Source organism: Ktedonospora formicarum, from assembly GCF_016587355.1.
GTDB lineage: Bacteria > Chloroflexota > Ktedonobacteria > Ktedonobacterales > Ktedonobacteraceae > Ktedonobacter > Ktedonobacter formicarum.
The window spans coordinates 339,578-351,235 of sequence record NZ_BNJF01000005.1; the positions used below are offsets into that span (position 1 = coordinate 339,578).

Sequence of the window (11,658 nt, forward strand, 5' to 3'; positions counted from 1 at the left end):
CCTTCGTGATTTGTGTACGAAGTACTTATTGATAAATGACCTGCTCCAGTGCTAACCCCTCCTGAAGCTGGAAGTTCGATGGGCGTGATCCGAGCCATGGTTCGTTCTCCTCTGCTGTTGATGTGTAATTCCATCCAGGTCTCGATAAGGGGTGCCGGAACAAACAGTGTGACTGATGTGTCGTTCCCTTCCAAGCATCCAAGGATGCCACGCCTTAATATCCGAGAAAGATACTCATCGTTTCACCATTAGACACCGGCTCAAGCGGCGACCGCCCGAAACGCCCAGGTTATTTCCAAAGTTTTGTAGGAGAGCAAGTGGGAAGAAGTTTTTTAGAGCGGTTTCCCGTATACTATCTCTACCTGCAAGATGCAAGCGGAATGAGAGGAACTGAGATCCTTTACGATTTTTGCTTAATATAGAAGGAGCTTGCAAATGCCTGAACCGCGAATCTTGTTGACTGGCCTTGGATTTGGCGAGTCGCCGCGCTGGCATGAGGGTCGTCTGTGGTTTTCTAACTGGGGTACACAGGATATTGTCGCTGTGGATATGGAGGGTAAGAGCGAAGTCATGGCTCGCGTGCCGTCCACACTTCCCTTCTGCATTGATTGGTTGCCAGATAGGAGCTTGCTTGTCGTCTCGGGACGCGAAGGACGGCTCCTGCGTCAGGAGTCGAGCGGAGAACTGGTGACTCATGCTGATCTAAGCCACCTTGCTAGCCTCTGGAACGAGATTGTTGTAGATGGTCGTGGCAATATCTATGTCAATGGGGGGGCTTTGACGCTCCTGGGATCATCGCGCTGGTCACTCCCGATGGGTCGGTGCGGCAGGTGGCGGACAACATCGCTTTTGCGAATGGGATGGCTATGACACCCGATAATGGGACGCTCATAGTTGCCGAGTCTCATGGGAGTTGTCTTACAGCCTTCACCATAGATGGGGATGGTAGGCTGTCAGGTCGGCGAGTTTGGGCCGCGCTCGATAATGCGGCACCCGATGGTATCTGCCTCGACGCAGAGGGCGCTGTCTGGTATGGTGATGTCCCTAATAAGTGTTGTGTATGGGTGAGAGAAGGTGGTGAGGTTTTGCAGACGATCAAGCTTGATCGTGGCTGCTTCGCATGTATGCTTGGAGGAGAAGACAAGCATACTTTGTTCATGCTGGCTGCTGAGTGGAGCGGGTTTGAGCACATGGATGACCAGGCGCGAACGGGCCAGGTTCTCACTCTCCATGCACCCGCGCCGGGTGCGGGGTATCCATAGACGGGGAGTGGATAAAAAAGAGATTTTCGTTACCGCTTTTGGTGAAGCCGGAAGGAATAGTTATATAGAAGCGATTGAGTTATCTGAAAGTAAATATCTGGCATAAAGAAAGTTGTGAGGAGAAAACGATCATGCAAGCAGCTACACAGACTGTATCAAACTCAAAGGCCATGCTTTGGACCGGGCGCGTCTTGTCTGCTCTGCCCATTTTGTTTCTGTTTTTTGATGCCGTGACCCATATCATACAGCTTCCTACTGTTGTAGAGGCGACCACGCAACTCGGCATCCCGGCGGGCCTTGCTCCAGTCATGGGTACCATCCTGCTTGTCTGCGTTATCCTCTACGCGATTCCCCAGACCTCATTCCTCGGCGCAGTCCTGCTGACGGGCTATCTAGGTGGGGCGATTGCGACGAACCTGCGCCTGGAACTCTCCCTCTTTGGCAATGTCCTTTTCCCTGTCTATGTGGCCCTCTTCATCTGGGGTGGCCTCTACCTGCGTGACAAGCGGCTACGCGCTTTGATCTTGCCCCGCCGCTAGCGTGAGCCAGCGCACGAACTTTCCGGGCTCAAGCCATGACGGTTAGGCGATTTCAAGCAGTGGTGGAGGTTTTCCTCCACCACTTCGCATATGTAAGGGCCTATAACCCTCTTTGCTATGTAAATTGTCCCTCTTTCTCTCTTCCTCGTCGTAAATGACTCCCGTAGAATACTCCCCATAGATGCTTGCTTTGCTCTGCTCTGCAATTTCCCCAAGCTCATGTAGTTATCCATATTTATTTCGCTAAGGATGCTATGTGCTGAGCGGATAACAGGTTAGCAGGATTGTCTTGTTCCCTTTTGCCGACAAAAGCCCTTTTTATGCTGAAAGAAGTATATTCTGCGGCTTACTTTAGGTAGAACACCAATATTTTAGGAAAGAAAAATATGTTGTCCTTGCTTCGCCGTCGTCTTAGGTTTGATAAATATAGTTGGTGTGCCATTGCCATAATTCTCCTGGCATTTCTGTTACGCTTTTTTATGATTGCTCAAGGCTGGCCTGTTGTTACCGATGACGAAGGCCCTGTTGGACTCATGGCTCGGCATATTGCCTATCTTGGCGCGCATCCTCTCTTTTATTATGGACAAGATTATATGGGGCCGCTGGAAGCCTATTTAGGTGCCGCTTTCTTCTGGCTTCTGGGCCCTTCTCCCTTCTCCTTGCGCCTCGGCTTAGTGATTATATTTGCCCTCTTTCTCATTTGTTTCTATGCTTTAACAGCACGTCTCTATTCAAAGGGATTGGCCCTCTTTTCGCTCGCCTTGTTAAGCCTGGGGACGCCCGAAGTGATTTTTAGACAGCTTTCAGCCGCCGCTGGAACTCCCGAGTATATTTTCTTTGTGACGCTGCTTTTACTCCTCACATCCTGGCTCGCCTTCACTGCCACTCCTGAAGCCAAAGGTAAAAGCAATAGCGCGCATGCTAAAACAGGGCGCTCAAGATTACCCTGGTATCGCCTGCTTGCTTATGCGGCCTGGGGAGCAATCGCGGGATTAGCTATCTGGAGTCACTTGCTTAGCGTGGCATTTGTTGTAATAGCGGGGCCCATGCTTATTCTCTGCTGCTATAGAGAGTTACGACCATCAGTAGTAGTGACTCTCTTGCTCATGCTATTTATTTGTGTTTCTCCCCAACTCCTCTATAAATTCTTCGTTCCAACCTCTCCCACACAGGCGTCTTTGTTTGGAGGCGGATATCATGAAACCAGCGGACCAGCCCCCCTGGCTCTTTCAGGCAAAGAGGCTGGTATTCGTCCATCGCTTGGGCTACAGATCGCAGGCAATCTGATGGTAACACTTCCTATCGCGATTGATGCCAACGGAGTCTGTTCCCTGAATAGCGGAAATGCCTGGCCCCTTACAAGTCAGACTTCCTCTCAGACCCTGGTGTGTTCGGGCGTGCATGGGGCCTGGGGCATTGGATTTCTTGTGCTCTGGTTTATGGCTACAATTGTTGCCGCGAAACGTCTCTGGATTAACTGGCGACGAGTGCGAGATCAGGAGCATGCATTGGAACAACGGCATGAGATGGTTCGTCAGGCTGCTCGCCTCACGCTTCTTTTAAGTGCCGGGGCAGCCGAGTTCGTGCTCTCTTTCAATCAATTGGCGAACGCGGTCACTCCCTGGACATCTAGCCGTTATCTGGTTGGTGTGCTTATAGCAACCCCTGCGGTGCTTTCTCCTCTGTGGGAGAACAGGCAGAAGGGTAAAGATCTATGGCGTTCCTTAAAAGGGCGGATCAAGGTCGTTTGTAAATATAGTCTGCTCTTGCTCATCCTTTTAAGCTGCCTGCTTGGTACCTTTAACATATTTACACAGGAGGTTCCTAGAGCTCAGGCTACCCAACTGCATGATAGCCAATTAGTTGAACGACTCTTAGCAGCAGGGGCTACCCGTATATATACAAATAATTGGATGTGTGATCGCCTCGCCTTTGAGAGCGACGAACGGATCATTTGTAGCGCTCTTGATCAGCATCTTCATCCAGGACTTGATCGCTATTTCCCTTACCGCGCCATTGTGGCACAGGACCCCCATCCATTCTATGTATTTCCCCAGGGGTCGGTCCAAACATTACTCTTTGTACAACTAGCCAAAGAGCAACACATCGAGTATGTAGTTTTTACCGCGTATGGCTGTGATATCTATCGGCCCACGCGGAGAGTTGTTCCCTGACCTCTAGTTGTTTGCCTCTCCCCTTTCGCTCATCCATTGCGATAGTTTGCTTCGGGGTCATGTACGTGTAAGTGGGGTTTTGAATTCACGTTATTGAGTGAGAGGAAGGGGAGAGAGTGAACTGAATCCAACGACCATGACTCTCGCATATTGCCAGATCTCCTGATCCAGAGCGGCCTGTTGTGCTAGCCAGGAATACAACGGTGAGGCATTTGACGCGTCCGGGCGCCCAAAGCTAGAGATTCCATGCTGCGTAAAACTTTGGCGCAAATAGGCCAGTTCTTTTTCTTCAAACGCACTTGCATCCATGTCGAAAAATCCCTATAGGTTGTGGTAGGAGATGTAGTAAGGGTGAACCTCGAAGTGCATCACACCGCGCTGGACCACTGGATCATGCGCCATGAGATCGCGCGCGACCTCCAGTGATTCAGCCTCAAATATGGAGATACCGAAGGCGCGGTCTGTACAGGGACCTATCAGGTAGAATTTCCGCTCCTTGACCAACGTATTCAGGTAGGCGACATGGGCTGCCATTGCCTCTTGCTCCTCTGGAAGCAACTCTTCAAGAAAGCCCGGTCGCTTTGGGCGAATCATGCAGATAAAGGTTGTTTGCTCTGCCATTAGTGCACCTCCTACTGGGCAGTCTCGGCCCTGGTTTGAGCCTGGGTCGTCACTCTTCTAGGGGCTCTCCGCCTGTAATTTGAAAATACTGCTCGCTTACAGGCACATCTATCATTATATTAGAATACAATATTTTTGAGTTAAATGCTTCTCTAAATTTGCCCTTTAGTGACATGCACTGTTTGATATCCTCCTTTCGCATGCGTTATCCATATTGTAGAATATAACTCAACAATATAAATATGTATATGAAAGAGGCATGCTTCTATGCCAGATCGCGTCCTTATACTTGGCATTGAGCTACTTGTGGTGCTTGCCATTATTGGTTTTATCTTCTATAAGAGCTTTATGAAACGGCTACGTGCTCTATCTGGTGTATGAGTATCGGATTCGGCATCCCTTTGAAAGTAAGCTTGATCGTGAGACCATACAGCTTACAGGTGATCCATTCGCACTGATTACTGCTCACCATTTTACTGCGGCCTTCGATGGCAAACCGCTCATCTTTGATGGCAAGCAGCCCGAGAAAGAGAAACGCATCTGGCAGCTTGTCACTATGGGCAATCAGCTCTGGCCTCGCGCACCCTACGCCTCAGAGCCTGTGCCTACCGTTATTACCATCACGTGCGATGGATATCAGATTACTGCGCCACCCACGGCGGTTACGGAGCCTGCATCGGTGCCTATCGAACCATATGGGGCTATGCATAGCAAGTAATGGATTACTTGCATATTAATGTCAAGGGAGACACATCACATATGTCGCTACAGCAATATCTAAATATCGTCGCGCTGGTTGTCTCATTCCTGATTGGTAATTTGGCTGGCATCATCGAGAGAAGCAAACGCCGTCGCCTCCTTGTGTGACAGAGCCAACGCTTGACGCCCTCATCCTCCCCGCTTGCTCGCTATGATGCCTATCGCGAGTACGTCAGGTTGCGATTACAGTATTGGAAGAACGCCTTTTTAGTTGGTCTCTTCGCCTCCTTTTTTGCCATCGCTTGTCTAACAATGCTAATTTTTAATATTATTGGTGGCGATAGCTCCGTGAGACCGGGACCGGTCGGTATGGAATACTATGGCTTGATTGCCGCAATATGGATACAGTGGATAGTAAGCTGCTGTACAGTTGACATTCAGGTGCTACGCACCTTTTACATTAATCGTTTGCCTGAAAGACCGTGCTTGCTCAAGATAATATTTCCATACGCATTGCCCCTGTTTCTGTTTATTGTTTTCTCTTTGCTTCAACTGGGAAATGCTTACAATCTCGTATCTATGGAGATCCAGATTGACCTCTTGTTTGCTATCCTTGTTCTGCTGCTTTTGTGCTTTGACCTCTTCCCGTTTCAGTATGCATGCTTGACTGCTTCCATTCAGCCAATCGAGGAGACTGAGTGGGTTGAACTGCTTCCCCGTATCAATGAGTGGGCTGGTCGCGCAGGAGTGACCCTGGCATCAGTGCAGGTGGCGCAGGACGCTATTGGCTGGCATGGGGTGCGCATTGTGGGGTTGGGCAAGCGACCAACGTTGATTTTGGGTGAAGCCTTGCTGCGTGCCAGCGAGTGGCGCGTACGCGACGCCTTCATTTGTATGGCCTTGGCGGAGCATTACGTCGGGATCGCACGCAGGCGTCTCAGACGCGACATCGGGTATCTCCTCCTGCTCTGCGCCTGGATACCATGCTACCACTTCGCGGAACAACTCGCGCATACTCCAATGAGGATAGGGGCATGGGCGCCTTACATCGGCTTTCCCATCCTCGCGCTAGTCCTGGGGCTGAGCCATCCTGGTAGGGCTTACTATAAGGCCGACCGCTTTGCTGCTACCCTGACAGGCGATCCCGCCGCGCTCATCGTGGCCTATCGACTCAAGATGGCCTTCAATGGTTGGTCTATATCGTGGAGCATTAGGAGTCTGGATGGGAAGCGCGTCGAGCAACTGGCAAAACTGAGTATGCAGCCGTGGCCCCGAGCGCTCCATGCCTCTGTGCCGGTCCCTGCGATTATGCAGATCAGTTATTATACAACGCTACCTCAGATGGTGACGGAGCCTGCTCCAGTGCCCGGTGAGCTCTATAAAATAGAGCGTCCCGCGTGAGATATGTCTCACGCGGGACGTCGTGTGCGTATGGAAAGGGACGATTAGCCGCGACTGGGCGCGACCTGGATTTGTTCGGCAGGCTGGTTCTTCCAGGGCCAACCAACTTGCATGCAGAGGTAGCTCTGGACAGCGAAGAGAACCGCGATAAGCGTAGTGTGAACCAGTTCGACGACCAGTTGCCCGCCAGTGGTGACGGTGAGCATGCCAGCCATGCCCTGCAAGACGACCAGAATGAAGGCCAGCCCCGCGCCACGAACGATGTCCGGGCGCTGGCGATAACGGCGTACAACCCAGATCAGCAGACCCAGGATGAGCAGACCAATCAGTGAGGCGGCGTAGCGGTGGAGCATCTGGACGCCCGGCATGGTCGAGATATCGGGGACCATCGTGCTACAGCCGGGCCATTGCGTGCCGCAGCCCAATGTCGAGGAGGAGTGGCGAACGAACGCGCCTGTGTAGACGACGATATAGCAGAAGGCCGCCGTTCCCCAGATCATATACTGAAGGCCCTTGCCAACGAGTGGGAGGGTAGTGGGTGCCACGCGCTCTCCTACCTGCTTCAACTGGAAGAGGTACACGGTCAGCAGGACGACGCTGGCGAAGGAGATCAGCGAGAAACCAAAGTGTAGCGAGAGGAACCACTTCAAGGCGAAAGTTCCCTCGAACTGAACGGTCAATGCGCCTAGCGCTCCCTGGAGCACGACAAAGAAGATGCTCAGGAAGCCGAGCAGCTTGACGCGCCCGTTCTGGCGGAAGACCCACCAGGACCAGACGGTCAGGATCAGGATCAGGAAGCCATCAATGCCAGATGCGATACGATGGCTATACTCAAGCACGGAATCAACTGACATGTACTCAGGAATCAGTTGCCCCTTACAGATCGGCCATGAGGTGCCGCACCCCTGTCCCGCACCAGTCTTGGTAACAATCGCCCCCATCAGCACCATAATATACGCGCCAATCGAGGTGATAACCCCAAATATTCTCATCAAACGCAGTATCATTTTATCTTACTCAATATCTTTTTCAGAGAGCCCCACTAGCCTCACACTGGCTTGACGCGGCCCGAAGCGGTTCAGAGTGGGTTCGTGCCCTACTCCGCCAGATGGGCAAATGGACATGAAGAGATGTGAATTTGACATATTATAGCACGACCTGTCAGGTCCAGGCACATCGCGTCATTTGTGCTTCGCGATGGTGGCAACATTCAAGCAAAGGCTCAGATACGGCGTTCTAAAGCGGAAGAATGGATTCATGTTTTGGGGGCAAGTGTTCGCGAAGGAGAAATGAATGAAGCCGGGGGCACGCCACATGTGGCGTGCCCCCGGCCCGACGTGCTCAGTGTTGCATCAGCTCAGGCCGAGGCTCCTGCGCAGCGCGTCGAGGTACTTGACACGCTGCGCTTGGTCGAGGGTCTTGAGCTCGTTGGTGACCCGCTCAAGGAGGGGCATATCGCGCGATACGCGAAGCAGGACAGCGTCCCGCGTCTCGCTGCGTTTGGGCTCCCATGCCATGATCGCCTCGAATGTCTCCAGCATCTTTTCGATCTGATCAGACGATCGAGCCACCTTGTAACCGTGGCGCACCAGGGCCGCGTCCGAACTGCTGGCCCCGTAGAGCCGCAGACCTACCGCATTCCGAACGTAGCCGGAGGTCTGGGCGAGCAGGGTCACGATCCTGTTCGCCAGCGCCGGGTTTTCGCTCAGCAGAAGGTAATACCCCTGCGTGAACGGTCCATCCATACGATGCTCAATGAATAGGCCTGAGTCCCGTGCATCGAGCAGTTCGAGGATTGACACCAGCCTGTTGCTCTCGTCATCGCCGTCAAAAAGCTCCAGCAATGAATCCCGGATGTGGAAGGCCCACACGTCGTACGGCTCTCCACCAGAGTGGACCTCGAAGGCCTCCCCGCTGGTGGCCTTCTTGATGACGCGTGCGACGCGGACTGCGGCCTGTCGAGGGAGGCTGCTCGCGGCCTCCAGCAGGTCATTGTTGTACCAGTCGACAGCCTCCTGCTCGATGCCCTGCGGCGTCCCGCTGTGATAGAGCAGGTCGAGCACCTCCTGAGGGAGGTCCTCAGAGTTACCAGATGTGGCGGTCGTGGGCTCGGTCATGACTATCCCTTTCGGGACGGGCGAGGGTTTTCTTAGTACCCTCGCAGCGTATAATGCATTGCGCTGAGCAAATCGGGGCCAACCTTTGGCGAAAAGCCAGAAGGGGTTCGTCGTTGTGCCGAACCGGCCTGTTCGGCGCCATTCTCCTGTCTCCCGCGAGGTCTCAGCGTTCAAGACGTGGAAGATGCGGAGACGAACCAGACCTGGTCACCTTGCTAGCATAAACCAGCTTGTCGATGGTGACGGTCGATTGCTCTGAAAATAGTATAAAGCATATGGATGTGTAACACAAGTATTTTCCCCTATTTAAGCCTGGAACTGCCTGGAGAGGAAAAAGAATGATAGTCTATATGCTATACTTCACTCAGGAGCGTTGCTTTAGCCATCTACATCCGCCAGGGACCAGGGCGTGAAACTTGCAGCTTACCAACAATGCGCGACTATGGAAGAAGTGATGCTCGTCGATCAGTTTCGACCTCATGTCGAAGTCTATACGCGCGTAGAGGGGCGATGGATGCGCACGATCTATAGGCCTGATGAGACTATCGCGCTCAATAGCCTGGATATATTTCTCTCAATAGATGAGGTACACTTCGGTATCGACTTCGAGGAAGAAATCGAGGAGTGATTGTGTAGCCCTGGTCGAGGTATGAGAGAGGGAAAATGAGAATAAATCTCCCTCTCTCAGTTCGTGGTTTATAGGTTGCCAGGGCGGTGGGATGGAGTAAAGGCGCGTCGTAAGGCTGCTAATTGGTCGCGGTCGGCGGTCTGGGTTACCCGGGCATTGGGGACCATGCGGAAGCCGTGGTAAACGCCTGGGTAGACGTGTAATTCGGTTGGCACGCCCGCGCGGGTCAGGCGGCGCGCGTACTCCATATCTTCTTCAAGAAAGAGATCAAGCGCGCCCACGTTGATAAAGGTGGGTGGCAGGCCTTCAAGCTGCTCGGCACGCGCCGCAGCCGCGTAGGGCGAAACATCGTCGCCACCGGGTTCTTGTCCCAACATCGAGGTCCAGCCAAAGCGATTGGCCTCCGGGGTCCAGATAAACTCTCCCGTGTACGGATGTGGATTCTCTTGTGTGCACGTGCGATCATCGAGCATGGGGGCGATCAGGAATTGGAATAGCAGAGGGATTTCCCCACGGTCGCGCGCTAAGAGCGCTAGAGTAGCTGCCAGCCCACCGCCCGCGCTGCTCCCTCCAACCGCGATGCGCCTGGAATCGATACCCAATTCTTCGGCATGGGTATAGAGCCAGTTCAAGGCCGCGTAACAATCTTCTACTGGACCTGGATAAGGTGTCTCAGGGGCCAGGCGATAGTCCACTGAAACGGCGGCACACCCGGTCGCTGACACGAAACTTTTGGCCATGAGGTCTTCCGCATCAGCCGATCCCATGATATAACCACCACCGTGGAGCCAGAGGAGCGCCGGGAGCAGCCCCTGTGTTGAGTTTGGTTGATAGATCAGTACCCGGACATCTGGCGCTTCCTCTGGTCCAGGGATGAAGCGCTCACTCATAGAGATGGCGTCGGAAGACTGGGGCTGCTTCACGAATAAGCGGGCAGCGGCTCGTATCTGATTCAGGTTTTCAGCACTGAGAGTTGTGGCTGGGATCTGGTCGAGGATGGGGGCAAGTTCTGGATCAACAAGATGCTTTGAGGTTGTGCCTTTGTTCATGTGTGCTCTTTCCGTATTGTGACTATTCTCCTTCTGGCCTGCACTCTAGTATAAGACGAAATATGTCGCTCTCGCAATGTTGTGTTGTTTGAAGAAATAATAAATGCTCACGTGTAGCCTGGTCGAGCCTGCCGGGAGCATGTGCTATACTGAGCGCAAAGTTGGAAATGGCCTTCGAGGCTGGATGAGCAGCCTTCTATGTGCAAGGAGTAGCATCTATGTTTTCATTACAAGATAAGGTCGCGTTGATAACGGGCGCGGGTTCAGGTATTGGGGAAGCTATCGCGCGCCTCTTCGCCCGACAGGGTGCGCGGGTCGTTGTGGGCGATGTGCGCCTGGACGCGGCCCAGCAGGTCGCGGATGATATTAAGGCTGAGGGGGGCGAGGCTCTGCCCCTGGCCTTCGATGTGGCGGAGAGCGAGCAAGTACGAGCGGCCTTTAGCAAGGCCGTGGCGCGCTATGGTCGCGTGGATATCTCCGTCAATAACGCGGGTATCAGCCATGTTGGCAATATCCTTGAGACGAGCGACGAGGACTATGAGCGTGTGATGCGCGTCAACGCGGGAGGCGTCTTCCGCTGCGCTCGGGAGGCTGTGCGCCAGATGCTCGCGCAAGATCCCAAGGGCGGCACCATTATCAATATTTCTTCCGTGGCGGCCCAGGTGGGAGTGGAGCAGCGCCTTCCTTATTCGGCGAGCAAGGGGGCTGTGCTTGCTATGACGCGCAGCATCGCCATCGACTTTGTGTCGCAGGGCATTCGCTGTAACGCCATCTGCCCTGGTACGGTCCACTCTCCCTTTGTCGAAGGCTATCTCAAGCGTAATTTTGCCGGGCGCGAAGACGAGGTGCGCCAAACTCTCCACGCACGTCAGCCCATCGGGCGTATGGGGCGCCCCGACGAGATCGCGAACGCCGCGCTGTATCTGGCCTCTGATGAGGCCGCTTTTGTCACGGGGAGTGGGCTTGTTATTGATGGAGGTTGGACCGCGAAATAGGGGGTCTATGTGTTGATTGTGCTGACTGACACCAGCACAATCAACACATAGACGTGGCTGGGGAAGTAATAATACAATACAAGAATGTAAATGCAACAACGGAACATTTCGCCATGGCATGGCACTATCGCAAAGAAGCGTACTGTATTTCCTGAAGAGAGGAAGGTTCCGTC

Annotated in this window: 10 protein-coding genes and 2 pseudogenes; 7 read left to right on the top strand and 5 right to left on the bottom strand. The window is 53.2% G+C overall.

Translation table 11 applies throughout. The features are described 5' to 3' along the window. Positions 1-435 precede the first annotated feature (435 nt). The 3 genes and pseudogenes from K3T82_RS50460 to K3T82_RS37845 all read left to right on the top strand — a co-directional run bounded on the left by K3T82_RS50460 (position 436) and on the right by K3T82_RS37845 (position 3,975). A pseudogene (locus tag K3T82_RS50460) lies at positions 436-1,262 on the top strand (SMP-30/gluconolactonase/LRE family protein). 131 nt (positions 1,263-1,393) lie between these two features. Continuing rightward, positions 1,394-1,801: a DoxX family protein gene (locus K3T82_RS37840; protein ID WP_220198683.1), complete on the top strand. Its 408-nt coding sequence runs from the start codon at positions 1,394-1,396 to the stop codon at positions 1,799-1,801. A 386-nt stretch (positions 1,802-2,187) separates the two neighbouring features. Further along, positions 2,188-3,975 carry a glycosyltransferase family 39 protein gene (locus tag K3T82_RS37845; protein WP_220198684.1) on the top strand — a complete coding sequence of 596 codons (1,788 nt, stop codon included), beginning with the start codon at positions 2,188-2,190 and terminating at the stop codon, positions 3,973-3,975. 90 nt (positions 3,976-4,065) lie between these two features. Here K3T82_RS37845 and K3T82_RS37850 read toward each other — a convergent pair whose 3' ends face one another. Then, positions 4,066-4,284: a hypothetical protein gene (locus K3T82_RS37850; RefSeq protein ID WP_220198685.1), complete on the bottom strand. Its 219-nt coding sequence runs from the start codon at positions 4,282-4,284 to the stop codon at positions 4,066-4,068. Between the two features lie 12 nt (positions 4,285-4,296). Next, positions 4,297-4,596: a YciI family protein gene (locus tag K3T82_RS37855; protein ID WP_220198686.1), complete on the bottom strand. Its 300-nt coding sequence runs from the start codon at positions 4,594-4,596 to the stop codon at positions 4,297-4,299. A 361-nt stretch (positions 4,597-4,957) separates the two neighbouring features. Between K3T82_RS37855 and K3T82_RS37860 the strand changes: the two genes are divergently transcribed. Together K3T82_RS37860 and K3T82_RS37865 are read left to right on the top strand one after the other, a co-directional pair. Next, complete coding sequence (locus tag K3T82_RS37860; RefSeq protein ID WP_220198687.1) at positions 4,958-5,314, top strand: hypothetical protein; 357 nt, start codon at positions 4,958-4,960, stop codon at positions 5,312-5,314. Positions 5,315-5,475: 161 nt separating this feature from the next. Beyond that, complete coding sequence (locus K3T82_RS37865) at positions 5,476-6,696, top strand: hypothetical protein (protein WP_220198688.1); 1,221 nt, start codon at positions 5,476-5,478, stop codon at positions 6,694-6,696. Between the two features lie 44 nt (positions 6,697-6,740). Here the strand turns inward: K3T82_RS37865 and K3T82_RS37870 are convergent, their stop codons facing one another. Both K3T82_RS37870 and K3T82_RS37875 read right to left on the bottom strand, forming a co-directional pair. After that, the gene (locus K3T82_RS37870; RefSeq protein ID WP_220198689.1) at positions 6,741-7,688 is read right to left on the bottom strand and encodes a COX15/CtaA family protein; all 948 of its coding nucleotides are present in this window, start codon (positions 7,686-7,688) and stop codon (positions 6,741-6,743) included. A gap of 360 nt (positions 7,689-8,048) precedes the next feature. Continuing rightward, positions 8,049-8,813 carry a hypothetical protein gene (locus tag K3T82_RS37875; protein WP_220198690.1) on the bottom strand — a complete coding sequence of 255 codons (765 nt, stop codon included), beginning with the start codon at positions 8,811-8,813 and terminating at the stop codon, positions 8,049-8,051. Between the two features lie 394 nt (positions 8,814-9,207). On the opposite strand from K3T82_RS37875, the pseudogene K3T82_RS37880 reads away from it, so the two are divergent. Next, positions 9,208-9,441, top strand: a pseudogene (locus K3T82_RS37880) (hypothetical protein); the annotation flags it as partial. Between the two features lie 68 nt (positions 9,442-9,509). Here K3T82_RS37880 and K3T82_RS37885 read toward each other — a convergent pair. Continuing rightward, on the bottom strand, positions 9,510-10,490 hold the full coding sequence (locus K3T82_RS37885) for an alpha/beta hydrolase (protein WP_220198692.1): 981 nt from the start codon (positions 10,488-10,490) through the stop codon (positions 9,510-9,512). 218 nt (positions 10,491-10,708) lie between these two features. Here K3T82_RS37885 and K3T82_RS37890 point away from each other — a divergent pair, with 218 nt between their 5' ends. Further along, positions 10,709-11,485: an SDR family NAD(P)-dependent oxidoreductase gene (locus K3T82_RS37890; protein ID WP_220198693.1), complete on the top strand. Its 777-nt coding sequence runs from the start codon at positions 10,709-10,711 to the stop codon at positions 11,483-11,485. Positions 11,486-11,658: the final 173 nt, after the last annotated feature.